This is a genomic window from Ruegeria sp. K3 (assembly GCF_056531845.1).
This window is the reverse complement of sequence record NZ_JBQFMM010000020.1, coordinates 1-19,891: the sequence shown is the minus strand read 5'-3', so window position 1 is coordinate 19,891 and position 19,891 is coordinate 1. Positions and strand designations below refer to the sequence as shown.

Here is a 19,891-nt window from a genome sequence, read left to right as displayed (position 1 = left end):
TGGTGCCGTCGCCGGCTTCGTCATTGGTGCGGCTGGCGACTTCTTTCACCATCTGCGCGCCCATGTTTTCGAACTTGTCTTCCAGTTCGATGTCTTTGGCAACGGTTACGCCATCCTTGGTGATGCGCGGCGCGCCGAAGGATTTGTCCAGAACCACGTTGCGGCCTTTGGGGCCCAGCGTCACTTTAACGGCATCAGCCAAAATATTTACACCGCGCAACATGCGATTGCGGGCATCGGTCGTAAACTTGACGTCTTTAGCAGCCATGTGACTTGCTCCTTAGTATGTTGTTTGTTGTTACCTGGTGAACCTGAGGCGTCAGGCGGCTTTTGCCGCGGCAGAATCCTCGATGATCCCCATGATGTCGCTTTCTTTCATGATCAGCAGTTCTTCACCGCCGATGTTGACTTCGGTGCCCGACCATTTGCCGAACAGGATCCGGTCACCTACGGAAACGGCCATTGCGATCAGCTCGCCGTTGTCCTTGCGTGCGCCTTCGCCGATTGCAACAACTTCGCCTTCGCTGGGCTTTTCTTTTGCGCTGTCTGGAATGAGCAGGCCGCCAGCGGTTTTTTCTTCGCTCTCAACGCGACGAACCAGCACACGGTCATGTAGAGGTTTGAAGGCCATTCTGAATTCTCCTCAATTGGCGATTCATCCTATTAGCGCTCCCTGTTGAAGAGTGCTAACAAGCGGGATTTTGGAAAGAAACAGCACCGTTTCAAGAGGTATAAAGAAAAAAATCTTTACGCGAAGTCAAAAGAGAATTGTTGTGTTTGTTTTCAGAGCATTACCGTTGATGAAGTGTCTCGATATTCGGTCATCAATTTCGAAACAACCTCGTTATCACATCAGCGGTCGAGCAGGGTAAAATCTCTTGTCGATCGGTGGGGCTATTCCCAGGTGCCAAAAAGGTAAAGAATCCTTACCTTACAATTGATCTCGCAAAGTCATTGGACAGGATGGCTGAGTTCACCGACAATCGCGTCATGAAACTGACGGCAACCACACCTGTCCACCTGATCCATGTGGACCCGGACGTCAACATGGCGCGGTTCTATGGAATTGAGTTGCAGCCGACATTATTTGGGGAAGTGTCCGTCCTTCGTACCTGGGGACGAATTGGCACGAACGGACAGGCCATGATGGTGACATATGACAACGAAGCCCAGGCTGCTGATGCACTCCAGAAACTCGAAAAGCAAAAGCGCCGACGAGGCTACGTCCCGGTCGGTGAGTGACTTCGGGTGGCAATCTGTTTCCTTAGCAAATCCCGAGCCTTTTGGCTCGTGACCGGGCTCTAGGTTTCAGCCGGCATGCCGGCTTCCACCCAGAACACCCCAGCATGATCTCCCTGTCCCAGTAGCCCCTGATCCGTCTCTTGCGAGCCGGGGCAGGGGGCTTTGGGTCATGGTCGCTCCATGCCGTTGTGATCTGCCCGTTCGGGTTTCGATCCCATTTGCACTTCCGCAGGATCGAAGATCCTTTGGCTTCTTTTGTTGGTCAGGCGGGATTTGGTCAAGCCAAACGCCCCCCGACGTCAGGGGGAAGGCGCGGCCTCCCCCCTCGGACAAGACAAATAGACAAGACCGTGTCCTCGCGCGTTGCGCTGCGGGCCGCACCACTCTTGTCGATTTGTCCTGTCTCGCCCCTCTCCGCGTTCGCCACGGGGCAGGTTTTAGAGACGACGCCCTTTCAGGGCTCGGCTCAAAACCAGCACCAAAAAGGGATCACCCCCGGAGGTCGCATGACAAAGGAGAGATGGTTTTGAACAGTGAAGCAATAAAAGACATCGAGAATGACACGAGCCTTCAGGCGGCAGAGATCGCGGCGCAGAATGATCTGTTTCGGAAAGCCCTGATCGATCCGACTGCGGCGATTGAGATGCACTCCAAAGGCATTCAGGGGCAGGTGTTTGTCACGCCGGGCGTGTCGGGCGAAGGGATGGAGTTCCAGACTGCAGCTTTGGCGTCAGTGGCGTCAGATGACCAGTTTGACGAAGGCAATGACCCTTATGGCGATCACACATTCGGAACGGTGACAATCAGCGACCAAAAGCTGTTCTGGAAAATCGATCTTTACGATGCGGATTACAAATACGGGTCCGACCGCCCGTTTGATCCCGCAGTGACGCGTCGCGTCCTGACCATCATGTGCCCCAGCGAATACTGAGACCAGCCCTGTCCTAACGGGGCAGGGTCTGCATGCGCAACCAGCGCAGGAAAGGAGGTGAAATCATGCCTGCAAAGATCATCGAACAGCGAACACGTGAAGCTGTGGAATTGCTCAAGAAGGGAGGCCTGTCTGCAAACATCGCGCTCCGCTTCTTGAAACAACACGCAGCCGTCTAAGCGGCCCAGCTCTACCCCGGAAGGGGTAGGGCACCCTTAACACGAAGCTAAACACTCAAACAAGGATTTGCCCCATGAGCAAAGTCGAAACATTCACCGCACCGGAAGCCATCGAAACCATCTCGCTCTCCAATCTCTACCTGTCCGATCTGAACCCACGGCAGGAGGCCGCCGAAGAAGGCATCGCCCTCTTGGCCGACAGTCTGGTCATGTGCGGCCTGATCCAGAACCTCAATGGTCTGCGTGATACGGATGGAAAGGTCGCCATCGTTGCCGGTGGTCGCCGCCTGCGGGCTCTGAACCTTGCCGTGACCGAGCGGGCCGATCTGGCTCAGGTCCCCGTGAAGGTCACGGATAATCCGTTTGTGGCCGAACAATGGGCCAATGCGGAAAACACCGCGCGTGAGGAACTGGACCCGGTGGACGAGGTCCGCGCCTATGGCAAGATGGCTGAGAAATCCCTGTCTGTTGCCAAGATCAGCAATGCGTTTGGCGTGACCGAGGCGCATGTGCGCCGTCGCCTCGCACTGGCAGGTTTGCCCGCCGCCGTTCTGGACGCGCTCAAGGCTGGTGAGATCAGCATGGGGCTGGCCAAGGCCATGACCGTCAGCACCGAGGAAGAGAAAATTCTGGAGGTGCTGGAACAGGCCAAGGAGTGCCGGTGGTTCAGTGAGCATGATGTGAAACAGGCGCTGACGTCTGAGGCAGTCAGCAGCGCCAACCGCAAGGCCGTGTTTGTGGGGCAGGAGGCTTATGTTGAAGCAGGCGGCACGGTCACCGCTGATCTCTTCGCTGATGAAACCCTGTTCAATCAAGGCGCGCTACTGGATCATCTGTTTGCTGAGAAACTGGCGGCAGAAGCAGCAAAGCTACGCGAAGCAGAAGGCTGGGACTGGGTGGACACCCATGAAGACAGCTACATTCCGTATGGGTTTTCGGGCATCGAAGGCATGCACCGTCTGGAGATGGTGAGCCGGGAGTTCACCAAAGAACAGGCCGAGCGGTATGACGAACTTGTCGAACTCTATGAGGCAGAGGCGTGCTGACAAATCCGTGATCGGGAAGGGTTTTAAATTGGTTTGAATAGGTTGGATTGAGTAGCTTGTGGTGCGTAACATCTGATGGATTGCAGATTGCGGAAATGTGGTTGGTGCGTCTGATACCGGTCTTGGCCACATTCTCTCTTCGGTGTAGCACCACATGCATCGAAGAGAAGTCATCTCGGAGGTTGCCGTGTGACGGCATGAGACCGTTGTCGGGGAATAGGTCAGAATATTTACCATAAAACGGATTACGCGGGACGCGATTGCGACGCTTGCAGGCGTCTGACAGCCTGCAGGCTATTAGATCCACGAACGGTTCAATAACCAGCCAGAGCTGAGGTCTCTCGGTCGAAGTCATTTTGATTGACTCCGCCGCGGTGCTGTCCTTTTTAGGAACAGCATCGAGGTTTGCTGTTTTCTTCATCGTTACGGTTTTCTCTTGATGCGCGAGAATTGCCCCGGATGGCTTTGGGGCGTCTCTGGCCCTGTCAGTTGTTGGCGCAACCGACAGGGCCGTTAACTGCTCGATCTAGTTTTCTTCCTCCTGCATTATTTTTGTTTTCAATCTTTCAGTTGACGGGCACCAAGACAGGCGTTTGCCGCCCCAGTATTCGCGTGCGAGACCCTCAGAAATCAGAGTCGTCCCAACATCCCACCCATCCACACGGCCGACCGCCAGGAAGCGGCCATGCCTGTCGATTTTGTTTTCGATTTCAAGGTCGATGTATCCAGCCGTTTGGATGAGTTCCGTGAGCCGTTTCGTGGCTTTCAGACCCAAAGCTTTTTCGGCGTCACATTGGAGTCGGTAAGTTTCGGGGGTATCGAAACCAACAAGCCGGTAGCTGTCACCGCCGTGATCAATGGTGTCGCCGTCTATGACGATCACTTCGGCGGCTGACACTTTCAATGTCGATTTCCGATACCCGACCAGATCTGCGAGCAACGCTGCACTGAGGAGTATTGCCGTGAGTGAAAGAAGCTTTTTCACCTGGCTTGCCCTCCCACTGGAATTGCAATGCCTGAGCGATGCGTGACTTGATGCAAAACACCGATTAGTGGAAACTGCTTACTGCGCCTTTCGGACCGTCCCGAAAGCGGCGCGACCCTAGTCCTCGTCTTCTTCCTTGTCGAAATCCAGGTTGATCTGCCCCCGCACACCATCTGTCGTGATGGTGAGATCATTGTGCAGAGTAATGTCGCTGCCCTGCCTGAAGCGGCTGTGAAAATTGAAGAGACCCGGAAACAATGACAGCCTTCGGGGAACAACCCCTTGGGACGTTGCCCTCTCAGAGATGAGGACGTTGTCCTTGCCGTCATAGCGGTAAATGCAAATGTATTGCGGACGTCCATTTTGCCCCAGCTCGACTAGGTCATACCGAAACTCATAGTCCTTACCAGATGCATCAAGGTCTCGTGCTTCACCTTGGGTGATCAATGGAAAGTTCTTTCTGTGTGGCATGGTCGTCCCCCTATAGGACGACTTCTTGCATTCTTTCGAATTCTCCGAAAGTTCTGATCTGGTAATTTCAATACTGCAGAATTTTAAATTTGCAAATCAGAAAATATGATGATCTAACTTTTTGCAGAAATCTGCGCAAACGATCCACGAAATCACGTTGCTCGAAAGGACAACACCATGTTTCGACTGAAGCTACTGGGATTCACATCTGCTATCGCTCTTGGATGCACCGCTCCGGCTTACGCCTACCCAATCGACTGTGCGATCTTCTTATGCCTTGCAGGAGGGTGGCCGAGTTCACCAGATTGCAATGCCGCTCGGGCCGAGTTCATCCGGCGTATCACCCCCCTGCCGATTGAACCGCCGCTTCAGCTCTGGCGATGCCCAATGGGCGCAAACTCGGGTTCTTCCGACGTGTCACCCATGCAGCGTCTCGATGCCATCAAATCATTGAGTGCCAACCCCCTTCCTGAATTTCCCGAGACGTATGACAAGACCCCGCAAGTTGTAGATGTCATTTACTCTCGGGACTCTTGGTCAATGCTCGATGTCTCCGATGCCTTGAAATGGGCGCCGCTTGGAACAAGGGAAACACCGTTGGCAACTATCGGCGCGGGGTCACCTACCCTTCCTGAACCCATTCTGGCAAACGTGAATCTATCATCTACCGATTTCGACGTAGTCCGATCTATACGTGTGTGGCACGTCCGTCACTACAGCTACAAAGTTCGGGAACGCGAAGGGCCTTGCGAAACGCGTTTGGATATGGATGTCGGATCGTACGACGAAAACGCGAGTTTCAGTTGGTCTGATCACGCGCCTGGCCCGCGTCCTGCGTGGCTACCCTTGCGTCGGCAATGTCCAAGCTATTTCCGCGGCGGTTATGACTATCATCGTGCTTTTTGACACAGCGCTGCCACTTGGCGCTCACCCTTGGTGGTCTCAGAAAACCTTGCTCATCGGCACACCGATTGGCTTGATCATGGCTGCATTTGCCCTCCGTTCATTTGACGCAATCTCTTGTCTAATCGTGTTTTCACTGTTGTTTATTGCCGCTTTCTCAACAGCCAAGTTCGGTCAAACCCAGTTCGCAGCCTCTTATGCTGAGGATGTACTCGCTGGAAAACTCTGGTACTATGGATGGATATTAGTAGGTGCGACCTTCGCAGCCGCGATTGCATCACTATTTCGAGCAGTCTTAGGTGTTTTACCAGTGGGTAAAAACCTCGGCTAAAATTGAAAGCAATCCAAACCTTCGACAGGTTAAAAACCTGGTTGATAGAACTTTTTTTGGATGGTCGAAGGTACTTCTGCACTAAGGTGTGCTTGTGAAAGAAAAGACTCGAAATATCAACATAGACAGTCGTCGCAAGTGATGTTTCTTGATGCCCGATAGATCACTAGCCTCAGTATCGCCAAAACGACAAAAAGTCATTTTGCCGACAGTCTTGCTATTCTTACTGTGGACCCAGATGACGCTGTCCCAAACGGGAGAGCAGGACACTCCACTCGTAGATTTGCAGCTTTTGCTAGCGGTGGATGTCTCCGGTAGTATTGATATGATGGACTTTGAATTGCAGCGCGATGGTATCGCTTCTGCGCTACGGGATGTCGAAATCATTTCGGCTATACGGCAAGGCACTCACGGCCAGATTGCTATAAGCCTTGTTCTTTGGTCAGGTCCTGAGAGGCCAAAATATGCAACCCCGTGGTTTGTCGAATCTGATATTGCCTCCGCTGATAGGTTTGCTAGTGTCATTGACCAGCTTGAGAGACGCGGCAGTGGCGGTACCGGTATTGGCCGAGCACTTAAATTCTCAATAGATCATTTTGACAACAGCGGAGCAAAAGGTGGACGTCGCGTGATCGATATATCCGGTGATGGACCTGAAAACCTGTTTGGGCCCAATAGCTTTTTGCCGAAGGATGCGCGCGAACTCGCTCAAATGAAGGGCATCACAATCAACGGCCTCGTCATACTAACAGACCACCCGGACCTCGAGTCTTACTACCGCGAAGAAGTAATTGTCGGCGACAATGCTTTTGTCATGAGCGTTGAAAGCCTTTCGTCTTTCAAAGAGGCAATGCAAAAGAAGCTGCTAAGGGAAATACTACCACGCGTCTCACGAACTGCCCCAGCTGCTAACACGTCCAATCACAGGCGTCCTTTGCGGCTCCAATAGTACGTTTGAACCAGATGTGTCGCAAACTTTTGTAACGGCCAGCACGAGCGACCTGCCGGGCACACTTATCTTGCGATCTCAGCAAACATCCGAAAACCGGAAGTCGTATGGCTAGAGAATTGCTGCTTCCGGATCATGTTGGCGACCTCGATGCTGTCCAAAGTGGCTGAAGCGGATTCGAACTGGTCAACATGATCCGCAAAAGTCAATTTACACCCGGACTCTTTCCACTTTAACAGTTTGCTCGACTGGCAGGGTAATAGACTCGCCTGCACCATCTCCTCGGCCTTCAAGGGAATTTGCGATAGAGCCTCCCCTGCCCTTATCTAGAACGATCAAATCTAGATTACGCGCGAAATTGGGATCTGTTGCAAAGTTTCTTACTGAACGAAGAGTCGGTCCCGAACCCTCGGCTTATGCCGCCAATTCCGCAAATTGACGAAACGGACAGACTCCGGGCGTAAGCTGACCTTTGCGGATCATGTGCGTCACTTCGATTCCATCGAGGGTAGCCGCCGCTGAAGCAAAGGCCTTGAACCCTAGCATCGGCCGAGTGCGTCTCTTGATGAAGCGATGGTCCTGTTCCACGATGTTATTCAAATACTTCCGCCTGACCATTTCGATTGGGATCGGGCATCCAAAGCCCTTCAGCATCTTGTTGATGGCTTTGATGCCGGCTGTGTTCGCACCGTTCTTGTCGCTGACGATCTTTCTTGGAAGGCCATTGCATTCAAGCATTCGAGCGAAGAATTTCGTAGCGGCAGGTTTGTTCCGACGCCCTGAAAGCATGAAATCTAACGTCTTGCCGTGTTTATCGACGGCTCGGTAGAGATAGACCCACGCACCTTTCACCCTTATGTATGTTTCATCCATTCGCCAGGAGCGATCACACGGTCCCTTGCGCCTGCGCGCGACTTCGGCAATTACACTAGCGTATTTTGTCACCCAACGGTTCAGCGTCGTGTGATCCACCGCAACGCCACGCTCAGACATGATTTCTTCAAGATCCCGATACGACACGCCGTATCGAACGTAGAAGAACACAGCAAAAAGGATCACATCCTTGGGGTATTGCGCGCCTTTGAAGGAGATCATGAGCTGGCTTTCAATTAGTCGGGACCGAAAGCTATCCACACGTTAAACTCAAGCGCGTCAACAGCCAAAACTTTGCAACAGAGCCACTTCAACCTCACTGAAAGATCGGTTTATTATTTTTGCAATGTCGTTGAACAAGTGTCTTCATCAAGCGACCTTTCTCGGGAATGAGGCGGGCCGGAACAGGATCAAAGCGCGGTTCAAATACTTCAGGGAAGATCGCTTTGATTTCGGCTCTGCCCTCTTTTGACAATCCCTTGAGAGCTTCAGGACCAGGCAACATGCTTTCGGTTGCCGCACCTTCGGACCAAATGATTTCATGTTGGTCAAACATAATGTGAAAATACTCGACACCTTCATTTTCACAATCAAGGATTGAGACTCCGGGTAAGATCAGGAGTTTTTTGGCTGGAACTAACACCTCACCTACGCTGAACATGCGCTCTGCAATGGGAGAGCGGACCAGGATGCGATGCTGCGGAGATACCACGAGATCTCGCCTTGGGCAACCAGGACCAATTGCATGGGCTTCTATTCGAATTGGAAGTAGATTGGGACACTGCCGTAGATCGGTGGGCTCGACCTTGCGCGAACCAATCCATCGGATCGCTTGGTGTCCTTGGTCCATCGTAAAAAGTTGATCACCTACTTTTAGATCTTCGATGGCATGCTCGCCGCTAGTTGTCTCGATCAACGTCCCGCGCACGAAGCATGGAATAAAGAGATCTGAGAACAAGGTATCATTACTTGCAAAGTCGATACCGCTAAAGGAAATAGTGTCTCCCGGATTAATCTCGATTGTAGACGCAATGGCAAATGATTGATTGACAAGCGCGCTCTGTGAAATGAGTGCATACGTGCCTGTTTCGACAGTACCATCCTCACGTGTTACTGAAATAGTACCTTCGCCGACATTGTATATCGTTCCAACAACAGGATTTCCGTCGCCATCGAGGATAGGCTCACCAAGGTTGTCAAGAGCAACTGTTTCTGGGCCGGCGAGAAGGTTTCCGTTGATAATTATGTCTCGTAACAGGACCTGGCCCGTGGGATCAGTGGTCCCGAGACCTCCAACTCTATCTTGGAAGAATTCATCATCATCATCAACCAATACCTGCTCTCTCGCCGTCGAAGGCGGCGCCACGACATTATTGAAACCCGTTAGGAAACTTCCATTTATTGTACTAGCCCCAGTCTGAAGCCCGATCTCGAGGACCACTTGACCACTACCAAGTCCATCAATAATTCCAAGATCAAAAAGCCCAAAGACGGTGAATGAATGTTCTGCCATGGTTTTCCTGTCTTTTTGATACTTCTAAGTCCCAAGAGGCTCTCGCCTGCCAGCGTCCTTTCGCGACTGTAGTTTTGCTTCAACCGCGCCGCCGAAGAGCCATTCGCAGGACGAATACAGCGTCAATGCTGACTGCGTTTGCTAGAACCCGTTCGCAAAAAGCAACAGCCCAACGGGTTACCAGATCACCTGCATCTCTCACGGCGAGCCCTGATCAGTCCATGGCCCCGAGTCTCATTTTTGTTTGTGCGGAGCCTCATCTTGATAATGTCCAACCCCAGCAATGCTCTCCTCGCCTTGCAGGCGGTCCAGCACGATCCTGATCTTCTCTTCTGCGGAATACTGTTTGCGGGTCGCTCGGCGAATGTCCTATACGACCTTCTCACCGTGGGGCATTGCCAAGTTGTCTGTGCGTTGTGAACAGGTTACGGTTCACGCATGAAGATACCGCCCACAATGCCGCGAATGAAAGGCTTTCGTTTTCCGCGTGAGATCATCACCTATGCGGTCTGGGTCTGGCGGCAGTCCAAACGGCGCTGTTGGCAAAGCCTGAATACCTGCAAAGCCTGTTTGCATTCGCGATGTCCCCGGCATCGGGCCACTACAGCGGCATCTTTGGCCTTGGCTACAACGCAACCGAGCGGAACTGCCCTGAGTTTGACGATCAGTATTGCCTTGATCCGCGTCTGGGTGGTGAGCACGACGGCCAGTCTGAAAAAGACTATAACGCTGTGTCGAAGCTGGCCAAGAAAGGCAAAGTGAATGCGTTCAAAGCCTATCGGGAGTTGGTCAAGAAGTTGCGCAATGGTCAGATGACAGCGTTTCTGTCCCGTGCCTTCACGATGCAGGATGAGAAGTTCATGGCCGACATCGAGGTAGAAATCGGGGCCGATACCGGATTGCAGCGTCCTCAGCGCGGCCACCGTGGCGACCATCCGACCACCGCCGTCATTGTGGCGCTGAACAACCGCGCAGCGGTTCTCAGGCGACAGGCTGATGACATCCCGACTGGTGGCAATTGGAACGCGATGAAAAGCGGGGAAAAATCGCCCTGAATATCGTTATGAATTGCTTGAATATCCCTGATCGGATATACATATAGGCAGCAAGAGGATATGCAAATGCCGCTCTATATTCGCGACGAAGATGTGAACGCTCTGGCCGATAAGGTGACCAAAATCACCGGAGCACAAAACAAAACTGAGGCCGTTCGCGCTGCATTGCAAGCGCAGCTTGACGCTGTTGAGAAAAAGAAACCGCTCATCGAGCGCGTTCACGAGCTACAGGCGAAGGCTGACAAGATTGGCAAGGTCGATCCAAACTTCGACATGAAGAAGTTCTCCGACGAAATCTGGGGTGATAGCTGATGTTCATCGATGCCTCTGCAATCGTTGCAATCCTCAATGGCGAAGACGGATACGAAGAAATCCTCAAGCGTATCGAAGACCACAAACGCGGGTTCTTTGTCTCTGAAATGGCGCGGTTTGAGGCGACGGTTGCCGTTGCCCGGGCACGCTCTGGTAAGACACGGCCAGACTTCGAACAAAGCGAGGCCGCAGAGACGCTGGTCAATGAATTTTGCGATGACCTCAAGGCGCGAAACATCGACATCACGCGAGCGATTGGTCAGCGAGCTATTCTCGCGGCACGGACCTACGGAAAATTCGTCGGTCACGAGGCAGATTTGAACCTCGGAGACTGTTTCGCTTACGCCTGTGCCAAGGCCTACAATATGCGCATCATCTACAAAGGCGACGACTTTGCCAGAACGGATTTAGCATGACCACGCAACGCACGCCCGCAAAGATCAAGAAAACCACGCGCCGGGTTTGGAAATCCGCGCAGATGTATATCGGGTTTCGTAAGGACCAGAGCGGGCAGGACCGCGCGCAGCCAAAGTTCTGGCCCCCCAAGAATGGCAGCGCGACGATCAACCCTGATCCGAGTGAGCAGGAGGCGATTGTCGTGGTGAAGGCGGTGAACCCGAACGACACGAAGGACGCTCAGGTAAAGCTGCACCCGAACCGGATCGTCGTGCGTCGGGATGCTGAAATGTGGTGGCAGGGCGTTGCGGTCGATGATGATTCCGCCACTATTCGGATGGCAGACGGGACCATGATCACCGTCCGTCATGATGGATCGGTGAAACGCCGTTCAGCAGCGGACGAAACCCATGTGGAAGCAGATGGCAGCATCTTCAAATGGAGTGAGTACGCCGAAGCTCACATGAGCGGCGACGGGGTTGAGATGTCACGCCGAACAAACGAAGGAATTGCAGCAATCCGGGCGAACGGCGTCATCAGCAAGGCGCGGTAACGTTGGTGATCAATTCGTGCCTCATCTGATAACTTTTCTCGTGGTGAGAACAACTGGCCCGCTTCGGCGGGTTTTTTCTTGTCTGGACGCGGGATGTGGTTTCAGGGCCAGTGTGTTAGCAGTTGTGCCCGCCCCTGGTCCGACGGAGACCGGCCCAGGGGCGGGCAGTCACAAGATAATGATACCTTTTTGGCTGACTCATGCGATTAGCGCCGGCGTCTTAGTCATTGAAATGCGGGCAAACCCCGAGCCTTAGGCTCGCAGCCGGGCTCTGGTCCGCCGCCAGACCGGAACCAGACTGACCCATATTCCCTGCGGTCAAGTGCGGTGAAACTTGTCTCATCCGAGCCAGTTTCGAGGACACAATCCCGGAGGAGGATCGCCGGGTTGATGAATTCGACAATCACCCGCCTGCAAACCAGCGCGAGGCATTCGTGGGGTTCTCCGATTACTCGGGCAGCGATCAGCTCGATGCCTATGAACCTCTCGAACTGGAGGCTTCGGACTCAGGGAAGGTCGAAAGCCCTCAATAAATCGTGGATGCTCATGAGTACGAGAATGAGGAGAGTTGTCCTGCAAGTGTTGGCGAGCATCCACCGTTTTTCGTTTCCTAAACATAACGGTGGACCAGTTCAGATGAGGAGGCTCACAAGATCACACGCCTCGACGAGCTCCTCCCTTGGCGTTACGCTGCCCAAGCAGCGTAACACGCTCTGCCGCGCATCAATAGGTCAGGTTCACCGGACGGGCACGGTCCAAATAGGGCTGTTTGCTAAGAGAGTGTTTGTTGCTCATCGTAACCACCGAGGAGTGGAAGATGAGAAAGACAACGAAGGGCCCAGTCCAGAAGATCGTCAAAGACATCAAGCGCGCCACACGCAAGCAGTATTCCAGCGAAGAGAAGATCCGGATCGTGCTGGATGGGCTGCGCGGCGAGGACAGTATCGCGGAGCTATGCCGTCGCGAATGCATCCGCTTGGTGTCTCGGAGATGGCGGGGAGCGCTGAATTGGAGCGCTCCTTTCTTCTGCGATCAAACGAAAAGAAAATCGTCAGCTGTCAGGGATTGAGCCATGATCCCATCGAGCGTGATAGTGTTACCTAACCCGTCATCAATAATGGCATCCGGACCGACTTGTGTCAGATGGTTTGTCACAAGATCATCGAAGTCGCGGATCTCAGTCGCGTATGCCAGGTCGATCAGATCGCCATCTTGCTGAGAAAAGTCAGTTATGTTGTCTGAGCCGAAGCCGAATGCACCGTCTTGGAAGCGGAAGATGTCTGCACCCGCACCACCAGTGAGTTGATCATCGTCAGAACCACCATTGAGGAAATCGTCGCCAGAACCACCGGTAAGCACATCGTCGCCTGCAAGTGAGTGAATGATCTGATCGATTTGCGATGTTGCGTCGCCAAGGGTCTCGCCCGCTGAGGTTCCGCCCGTCACCTTTCTGGACAGTGTCCCGCCTTCAATTACCCAGCCATAGTCCGTCTCGAGAACATCTAGGGATGTCAAATCTGTGTAGCTCAGACGCTGGATGCCGAAACTGACATTCGAGTTGATTGCCATCTCTCCTGCATCTGCATCCAGAGTGCTCCATCCTGCGAGCAAGCTGTCAAGATTGTCCGAGCTCATGCCTGATCTTCCCAGCATATAGACGGCATTCGTCAAAGACGAGATATCCCACCCTCCGAGGTCCTGATCGAAAGCAGTCGCGTTCCAAAACATTTGCCCCATGAATTGAACGTTACTTGTGTCCCAATCTGAGATGTCGCTATTGAAACTCGTCGCATCTCGGAACGCGATGTTCATGGCGACGACGTTGCCTGTATCCCAGCTGGAGAGGTCGCTTTCTGCCTCGGAGGCTCCATTGAACAAACTACGGATTGTCGTCACACTGCTCGTGTCCCAATCGTAGAGCATGTCATAGCTTGGATCGGTAACAGACACCCCGTTCGGGTCAGTTCCATCCATGAAGTACCTGTTGAGTTTGGTGGTCGGAACAGCGACTTCGCTGATATTCCCCAACCTGAGAGCCACGTCGATATCGGTAATTTCACTGCCCGCTGCATCGATTGCGGCAACGGAGAGTGTGAACGTGTTTGCACCCATATCAAAGTCGTTGGCCGCGGAAGCCACACCTGTCGCGGTCAAGGTGATCTCTCCGTTCGCGTTGATCTCAAACCAGCCGTCCTCATTGCCTGAGGTAATCAGATAGTCTGCCACGCCCGCATTGTCTGTGACTGCAACAGTCGTCAGCACATCGGTCTCAGTCCGGTTCTCGTCATAGGAGGCTTGATGAGCATCCGCCAACGTGAGAGTTACAGACGCCGGGGCGCTCAAGGCACCCACCTTGTCAGTCGCCGTCACCTTCAACGTAAAGGTGTTTTCGCCTGTCTCAATGTCATTGGCCGCGCTACGACGACCGGCACTCGTCAACGTGATCTCACCAGCCGCATTGATCTCAAACCATGGGTCATCCGGGGCGCCGGGATCACCGTCGGTGATCTCATAGCTTGCGATACCGTTCCGAGCATCCGTGGCGACGACCGTCGCAATCACATCTGAGGCGATGCGACTATCGTAGTAGTCTACTGCCAGCTCCGTCTCATTGAATTCAGGCCGATCGCCAAACTTTGCGCCCTTGATGGTCCAGCCATATTGGTTGACCAGAACATCGTAAGACGCCCGATCGAGGTAATGGAGGCCGCTCGCTCCAAGTTTGATTTCGGTTGGGATATCGTCGATGCCATCGCCGGCAATGCCCGAACTGTCAGTCGACCAACCGAGCAAGAGCTTGTCAAAGTTCTCCGTACTCAGGCCAGAGCCATCGAGCATTTCAGCGGCGCTGCCAGACCAAGAATGGGGAGCAAGCGAAGAGATATCCCAATCTCCGATGTCCTGGTTGAAATCGTGCGCATCCCGGAACATTCCCCCCATGTCAGTGACGTTGCTCGTATCCCAATCCCCGATGTCCTGGTTGAACGACCCGGCTTTGTCGAACATGAACATCATGTCCTGGACATGGCCGGTATCCCACCCCCCAATATCCTGGTTGAAGGAGATGGCATACCTGAACATCCCAGCCATGTCGGTGACATTACCGGTATCCCAATCCCCGATGTCCTGGTTGAAAGACGTCGCTAAACTGAACATCGTCCTCATGTCAGTGACGTTGCCCGTATCCCAATCCCCGATGTCCTGGTTGAAGGATCGGGCTTCGTAGAACATGTCTTGCATGTTGGTGACGCTGCGCGTGTTCCACGTGGAGAGGTCAAAGGTGTCTAGGTTAAAGCCCCACTGGAAGAAGCCCTCTAAATTATCTTGAGGAGCACTCTGCGTGCCGCCGGTTAAGGTAAGTGTGATGTTCTGAGACGCGCTTACATTGCCTGCCGCATCCGTTGCCGTGACGCCCAAGGTATAGTCTGTGTCTCCATCCCCTGGCGCAAAATCGTTGGCCACCGAGACCTGACCTGCAGCTGTAAGCGTCACCTCGCCATCGGCGTTGATCTCAAACCAGGGCGTCGCGCCGCCCGGGACCGCGCCCGTCAACTGGAAACCGGTCACCGCTACATTGTCGCTGGCATCAACCTTCGCCAAGACCGCCTCGTCGTTCCGGCCTGCATCGTAGACGAAGGGACCTGTCGGAGCCGTGATGTTCGGCGCCCTGGTGTCAATGACATCGACATTGACTGTTCCTAAGTCCACTGTGAGCTCGGCATCAGACAGAGCGACGGCAATGCCTGTCGCGTTATCGCCGACGACTCCCACTGCGGGTGTGAACTCAACGACGTCGCTCTTGGCGAGGAAAGTGTTCAAGGCACTGACTGTCCCCGTGACTTCCACCAGACCCGGTTGGCTGCTGACTATTACATTAGGAAAAGAACTCGCAACCAGGTCACCGGCTGCGGTGTCCCAACTCAGAGACAGCGTTACAATGTCACCTTCTTCTTCGCTGACCACCAGACCGGACAGATCCACAGCGCCTTCGGTTTCCATCAGGATGGCCACATCGCTGGGAAGGCCGATCCCAACAGGCGCCTCTGGCAGATCGTTGATCGCGATCGTGAAAGTCTGCGTGGTCGAGAACTGACCAGCACTATCGTCGGTGGCGCGGACCGTCACATCAATGGTGCCGCTTGGGTAGTCCTCATAGTTGAGAGGAGCCTTCAAAAACAAAGTGGCAAGATTACCGGGCTGAAGCTCGAATACCGTTTCCGCAGGTGCCAAGACTTCTCCCGTAGTCGGGTCCACAATCTCAAACGAAATTGCGTCGCCATCGGAATCGATTGCGTGCAGCGTCCCGACAGCGCCAGATTCATTCTCGTCGATATCGGTAGGACTGAGCGTGATGTTAGAAGGCGCCTCGGGCACATCTGTGACGTCAATCGTCAGGCCCGCGCTGTCGTTGGGGCCTGGGGCGAGCGTGGGGTCATTGACTGACACCATGACGTTAAGCGCGGGCCGCGTTTCAAAGTCCAGAGCCGCACCGGTAACCAGGTGAAGCTCGGTGCCGTCAATCGTCTCAACAATCTCAAACAGACCGGCATCAGTGCCAGACAGGGTCAACGTATTGGTGCCGAGCGCATCATCGGCCACCTCAATATCGGCCACCTTGATCGGGGATGAAGTGTCAGCATCCTCCGCAAGCTCGGTCAGCACGTTCTCTAACGTGACGGTCGGTGCTTCGTTCACGTCTCTGACGGTGATGGTGAAGGTCTCGCTCGAAGACAGCTGTTCTCCACTGTCGTCCGTGGCGGTCACGGTGACATCCAGCGTGCCATTGGTCAGCGCCGAATCCTCATGGTCGAGGCTCACACCGTTCTTCAGCTTAAGCACGGAGCCCACGACCTCGAAGCGGCTGTCACTCGCGGTGTAGGTGATGCTGTCCCCGTCCTGATCGGTTGCACTCAGGACCCCGATTACAGCCCCCGCCACGCTCTCGTCCACCGAGCTGTTGTCCAGGGCGAGGCCTTCGGGCGCCTTGGGCACATCTATGACTGAAAGATTGACAGTGGCTTCGTTGCTCACATTGCCCGCTGCGTCACTGGCCGTCACCTTCAGGGCGAAACTGTTGGCACCGGTCTCAAAATCATTGGCAGCAGCAGCCACACCGGCATCTGTGAGCGTGATCTGACCAAGGTTATCAATTGCAAACCATCCAGCATCATTGCCAGCAGTAATCGCAAAATTGGCAACTGCGTTATTGTCGGTGGCCGCAACACTCGCCAGAATGGCACCCGCGTTTTGGTTTTCATCATAGCCGAAGGACTGCGGTGAAACAACGATCGGAGCCGCGTCATCTTCATTCACAACAATGGTAAACCTGACACTCGAAGACAACGCATTGGTTGCGTCATCACTCGCCGTCACTGTGACCGAGACCAGTTGATCTGTCACATGATCCAGTGCCTCACCATCCTTCAGCTTCAACGTTCCGTTGACAACCTCAAAGCGATCATCATCAACCGTGAAGCTGATCGCGTCGCCGTCGGGATCCATGGCATTCAACGTTGCGATCGCAGCGCCGGGGGCATTTTCAAAAACTTGTTGAAAGATTGAGTTCGCAATCCCCAGATCAATGATGCCATCTGTCACGCCGTCAGCCGCATCAATGACGGTCAGGTCTGCCCCGCTGATCAGGTAAGTCTCGCCGGCCCAGCGTAAGCCATTGTTGATGCCGCTGGCACCAGTAGCCCCGATGAGCAAGTCATCCAGACCATCGCCATCCACGTCGCCCGCGGAGGACACCGAATGACTTCCAATGCCACCGTACCTTGCGTCCCCGGAACCTGCGCCAACAAAGCGATAGGACTTGGCCTGGCCCGCGACATTGTCCAGATCAATGATCCCATCTGTGGTGCCATCAGCTGCATCCATGCCGGCCAGATCAGCGCCGCTGATCAGGTAAGTCTCGCCGGCCCCATTTGAGGCATTGCCGATGCCATCGGCTGTAGCCCCGATGAGCAGGTCATCCAATCCATCGCCATCCACATCGCCTGCAGACGATACGGAACGCCCCGACAGGTCCCCGTCATCCACCCCGACAAAGCGATAGGATTTTGCCTGACCCGCGACGTTGTCCAGATCAATGACCCCATCTGTGGTGCCATCAGCGGCGTCCATGCCGGCCAGATCAGCGCCGCTGATTAGATAGGCCTCACCAGAACCACCTTTTGCATTGCCAGTGCCATCGGCCAGAGACGCCCCGATGAGCAAGTCATCCAATCCATCGCCATCCAAATCTCCTGCAGACGATATGGAACGCCCCGCCTGATCGTCGCTATCCACCCCGACAAAGCGATAGGATTTTGCCTGACCCGCGACGTTGTCCAGATCAATGATCCCATCCGTGGCGCCATCAGCGGCATCCATGCCCGCCAGATCGGCGCCGCTTATCAGATAAGCCTCACCCGCCGAACTCGAGCCATTGCCGAGGCCATCAGCATAACGAGCTCCGATGAGCAGGTCATCCAATCCATCACCATCCATGTCGCCCCCAGAAGACACCGCATATCCCGCATCGTCCCCGGAATCTGCGCCAACAAAGCGGTAGGACTTGGCCTGGCCCGCGACATTGTCCAGATCAATGATCCCATCTGTGGTGCCATCAGCGGCATCCAGTCCCGCCAGATCGGCGCCGCTGATCAGATAAGCCTCACCCGCCGAACTCGAGCTATTGCCGAGGCCATCAGCATAACGAGCTCCGATAAGCAAGTCATCCAGCCCATCATTATCCACATCGCCTGCCGATGATACGGAATACCCCGCCTGATCGTCGCTATCCACCCCGACAAAGCGATAGGATTTTGCCTGGCCTGCGACGTTACCCAGATCAATGATCCCATCTGTGGTGCCATCAGCGGCATCCAGTCCGGCCAGATCAGCGCCGCTGATCAGGTAAGCCTCACCGGCATTGTCTGTGGCATTGCCGGTGCCATCGGCGTCATAAGCCCCGATGAGCAAGTCACCCAGACCATCGCCATCCACGTCGCCTGCAGACGACACCTTATTTCCCGCATTGTCCCCGGAATCTGCGCCAACAAAGCGATAGGACTTGGCCTGGCCCGCGACATTGACCAGATCAATGACCCCATCTGTGGTGCCATCAGCGGCGTCCATTCCGGCCAGATCGGCGCCGCTGATCAGGTAAGTCTCGCCGGCCCCATTTGAGGCATTGCCGATGCCACTGGCCTGATACGCCCCGATGAGCAGATCATCCAGCCCATCATTATCCACATCGCCTGCCGAGGACACGGAAACACCCGCCCGGTCGATGCGATCCGCCCCGACAAAGCGGTACAAATTTGACCCGCCCGGGCGCATGACTGGTGCCGCATTCACATCAGCAATGTCGACCTCGGCGCTGCCCAAGACGCTGGTCGTCCCGTCACTCACAGTGAAATACAGCGCAAGATCCTGACCGGTCAGATTGGCAACTGGAGTGAAGGTCCAGGTGTCATCCTCATTGTCGGTGATTGTCCCCACCGCCGGGTCCACTGAGACAGAGGTAATTGTTAATGGATCGTTGTCGGCATCCGTTACAGAAGCCAGCAGCTCTGCAGCGGTGATGATCCGCGTTTCGTTCTCAGTGATCGCGCCAAGATCGGCTGGGGAGGCTATTAAAGGGGCGGTATTGCTCATGTGAAATCCAGTTTTGGGTCAAATTCAGCCGAAGACCCAGAAACACGGGCTTCGACAGCACAACCGTACTGAATAGCGTGGTCGCGGCCATGGCGTGTCGTCTCAGTTTTGTTGGACGTGTGTCTATCGCACACAGCACGGCACAGTTAGGTCGGGTTCATCGGACGCTCACGCTTGAGCGGGGCCCCTGATCGGTCGCGCATCATACAGCCGCTGGCAGGCCCTGCCTGCCCGCAATTGGAGACGGGGCAGCTCTCGCGAATTTCCGTCTCGCTTGTGAATTGCTGTGAAGAGCTAAAGCTCTTGATGGCAGAAGGACAGGGAAGCGAAGACCTCATCGATCACAAAAAACCTAGATTACGGGAATCCCCCAATTGGAAACGTGTGATCGCTTGATACAACCAAGCCTAGAACACTGGTGCGTGGATAGACCCCCTCTCTAATGCGCCGATAACGTTAGGGGATCAGTCATCCTCCTTTCTGATCCCCTCATGCGTTCCCTTCAATC

Annotated in this window: 16 protein-coding genes and 2 pseudogenes; 11 read left to right on the top strand and 7 right to left on the bottom strand. The window is 54.3% G+C overall.

The window, feature by feature from the left end; translation table 11 throughout:
• Together ACR0MP_RS21680 and groES are read right to left on the bottom strand one after the other, a co-directional pair.
• Window positions 1-268 (bottom strand): TCP-1/cpn60 chaperonin family protein (locus ACR0MP_RS21680; RefSeq protein WP_480888024.1); only part of this gene is annotated, 268 nt, incomplete at its 3' end.
• A gap of 51 nt (window positions 269-319) precedes the next feature.
• Window positions 320-631, bottom strand: a complete 312-nt coding sequence (gene groES, locus ACR0MP_RS21675; protein ID WP_480468804.1) for a co-chaperone GroES — start codon at window positions 629-631, stop codon at window positions 320-322.
• Window positions 632-963: 332 nt separating this feature from the next.
• Here groES and ACR0MP_RS21670 point away from each other — a divergent pair, with 332 nt between their 5' ends.
• The 3 genes from ACR0MP_RS21670 (at window position 964) to ACR0MP_RS21660 (ending at window position 3,398) form a co-directional block, all read left to right on the top strand.
• On the top strand, window positions 964-1,242 hold the full coding sequence (locus ACR0MP_RS21670) for a WGR domain-containing protein (protein WP_480888026.1): 279 nt from the start codon (window positions 964-966) through the stop codon (window positions 1,240-1,242).
• 526 nt (window positions 1,243-1,768) lie between these two features.
• Window positions 1,769-2,173, top strand: a complete 405-nt coding sequence (locus tag ACR0MP_RS21665; RefSeq protein WP_480888029.1) for a DUF3768 domain-containing protein — start codon at window positions 1,769-1,771, stop codon at window positions 2,171-2,173.
• Between the two features lie 253 nt (window positions 2,174-2,426).
• Complete coding sequence (locus ACR0MP_RS21660; protein ID WP_480888031.1) at window positions 2,427-3,398, top strand: ParB/RepB/Spo0J family partition protein; 972 nt, start codon at window positions 2,427-2,429, stop codon at window positions 3,396-3,398.
• 526 nt (window positions 3,399-3,924) lie between these two features.
• On the opposite strand, the gene ACR0MP_RS21655 is transcribed toward ACR0MP_RS21660, so the two are convergent.
• Together ACR0MP_RS21655 and ACR0MP_RS21650 are read right to left on the bottom strand one after the other, a co-directional pair.
• On the bottom strand, window positions 3,925-4,383 hold the full coding sequence (locus ACR0MP_RS21655) for a thermonuclease family protein (protein ID WP_480888032.1): 459 nt from the start codon (window positions 4,381-4,383) through the stop codon (window positions 3,925-3,927).
• A 117-nt stretch (window positions 4,384-4,500) separates the two neighbouring features.
• Window positions 4,501-4,854, bottom strand: a complete 354-nt coding sequence (locus tag ACR0MP_RS21650) for a hypothetical protein (RefSeq protein WP_170717111.1) — start codon at window positions 4,852-4,854, stop codon at window positions 4,501-4,503.
• 769 nt (window positions 4,855-5,623) lie between these two features.
• Here ACR0MP_RS21650 and ACR0MP_RS21645 point away from each other — a divergent pair.
• Entirely contained in the window at window positions 5,624-6,088 is a 465-nt protein-coding gene (locus ACR0MP_RS21645) for a hypothetical protein (protein WP_480888034.1), read from the top strand.
• A 238-nt stretch (window positions 6,089-6,326) separates the two neighbouring features.
• On the top strand, window positions 6,327-7,037 hold the full coding sequence (locus ACR0MP_RS21640; RefSeq protein ID WP_480888036.1) for a DUF1194 domain-containing protein: 711 nt from the start codon (window positions 6,327-6,329) through the stop codon (window positions 7,035-7,037).
• Between the two features lie 414 nt (window positions 7,038-7,451).
• Here the strand turns inward: ACR0MP_RS21640 and ACR0MP_RS21635 are convergent, their stop codons facing one another.
• Together ACR0MP_RS21635 and ACR0MP_RS21630 are read right to left on the bottom strand one after the other, a co-directional pair.
• Entirely contained in the window at window positions 7,452-8,132 is a 681-nt protein-coding gene (locus tag ACR0MP_RS21635; RefSeq protein WP_480888037.1) for an IS6 family transposase, read from the bottom strand.
• A gap of 94 nt (window positions 8,133-8,226) precedes the next feature.
• Window positions 8,227-9,423: a Hint domain-containing protein gene (locus tag ACR0MP_RS21630; protein ID WP_480888039.1), complete on the bottom strand. Its 1,197-nt coding sequence runs from the start codon at window positions 9,421-9,423 to the stop codon at window positions 8,227-8,229.
• 438 nt (window positions 9,424-9,861) lie between these two features.
• Between ACR0MP_RS21630 and ACR0MP_RS21625 the strand changes: the two are divergent.
• From ACR0MP_RS21625 to ACR0MP_RS21600, 6 genes and pseudogenes are all read left to right on the top strand, one after another.
• Window positions 9,862-9,948 (top strand): annotated as a pseudogene (locus tag ACR0MP_RS21625) (IS6 family transposase); the annotation flags it as partial.
• 14 nt (window positions 9,949-9,962) lie between these two features.
• Window positions 9,963-10,478 carry a hypothetical protein gene (locus ACR0MP_RS21620; protein ID WP_480888047.1) on the top strand — a complete coding sequence of 172 codons (516 nt, stop codon included), beginning with the start codon at window positions 9,963-9,965 and terminating at the stop codon, window positions 10,476-10,478.
• Window positions 10,479-10,544: 66 nt separating this feature from the next.
• Window positions 10,545-10,790 carry a type II toxin-antitoxin system VapB family antitoxin gene (locus tag ACR0MP_RS21615; protein WP_480888041.1) on the top strand — a complete coding sequence of 82 codons (246 nt, stop codon included), beginning with the start codon at window positions 10,545-10,547 and terminating at the stop codon, window positions 10,788-10,790.
• Window positions 10,790-11,206, top strand: coding sequence for a type II toxin-antitoxin system VapC family toxin (locus tag ACR0MP_RS21610; RefSeq protein ID WP_480888043.1), 417 nt, complete (start codon window positions 10,790-10,792; stop codon window positions 11,204-11,206). The genes ACR0MP_RS21615 and ACR0MP_RS21610 overlap by 1 nt, the downstream gene beginning before the upstream one ends.
• Window positions 11,203-11,739 (top strand): hypothetical protein, encoded by a 537-nt coding sequence (locus ACR0MP_RS21605; protein ID WP_480888044.1) that lies wholly within the window; start codon window positions 11,203-11,205, stop codon window positions 11,737-11,739. The genes ACR0MP_RS21610 and ACR0MP_RS21605 overlap by 4 nt, the downstream gene beginning before the upstream one ends.
• An 817-nt stretch (window positions 11,740-12,556) precedes the next feature.
• A pseudogene (locus tag ACR0MP_RS21600) lies at window positions 12,557-12,712 on the top strand (IS3 family transposase); the annotation flags it as partial.
• 59 nt (window positions 12,713-12,771) lie between these two features.
• On the opposite strand, the gene ACR0MP_RS21595 reads toward ACR0MP_RS21600, so the two are convergent.
• A complete protein-coding gene (locus tag ACR0MP_RS21595; protein ID WP_480893908.1) occupies window positions 12,772-19,383 on the bottom strand; it encodes a BspA family leucine-rich repeat surface protein in 6,612 nt (2,203 codons plus the stop codon).
• Window positions 19,384-19,891 lie beyond the last annotated feature (508 nt).

Bases quoted from the DNA above. Each gene is read 5' to 3' on its own strand.
- ACR0MP_RS21660 (WP_480888031.1), top strand. From the start codon at position 2,427: ATGAGCAAAGTCGAAACATTCACCGCACCGGAAGCCATCGAAACCATC.
- ACR0MP_RS21640 (WP_480888036.1), top strand. From the start codon at position 6,327: ATGACGCTGTCCCAAACGGGAGAGCAGGACACTCCACTCGTAGATTTG.
- groES (WP_480468804.1), bottom strand. From the start codon at position 631: ATGGCCTTCAAACCTCTACATGACCGTGTGCTGGTTCGTCGCGTTGAG.
- ACR0MP_RS21645 (WP_480888034.1), top strand. From the start codon at position 5,624: ATGTCGGATCGTACGACGAAAACGCGAGTTTCAGTTGGTCTGATCACG.
- ACR0MP_RS21610 (WP_480888043.1), top strand. From the start codon at position 10,790: ATGTTCATCGATGCCTCTGCAATCGTTGCAATCCTCAATGGCGAAGAC.
- ACR0MP_RS21630 (WP_480888039.1), bottom strand. From the start codon at position 9,423: ATGGCAGAACATTCATTCACCGTCTTTGGGCTTTTTGATCTTGGAATT.
- ACR0MP_RS21650 (WP_170717111.1), bottom strand. From the start codon at position 4,854: ATGCCACACAGAAAGAACTTTCCATTGATCACCCAAGGTGAAGCACGA.
- ACR0MP_RS21670 (WP_480888026.1), top strand. From the start codon at position 964: ATGGCTGAGTTCACCGACAATCGCGTCATGAAACTGACGGCAACCACA.
- ACR0MP_RS21635 (WP_480888037.1), bottom strand. From the start codon at position 8,132: ATGATCTCCTTCAAAGGCGCGCAATACCCCAAGGATGTGATCCTTTTT.
- ACR0MP_RS21605 (WP_480888044.1), top strand. From the start codon at position 11,203: ATGACCACGCAACGCACGCCCGCAAAGATCAAGAAAACCACGCGCCGG.
- ACR0MP_RS21615 (WP_480888041.1), top strand. From the start codon at position 10,545: ATGCCGCTCTATATTCGCGACGAAGATGTGAACGCTCTGGCCGATAAG.
- ACR0MP_RS21595 (WP_480893908.1), bottom strand. From the start codon at position 19,383: ATGAGCAATACCGCCCCTTTAATAGCCTCCCCAGCCGATCTTGGCGCG.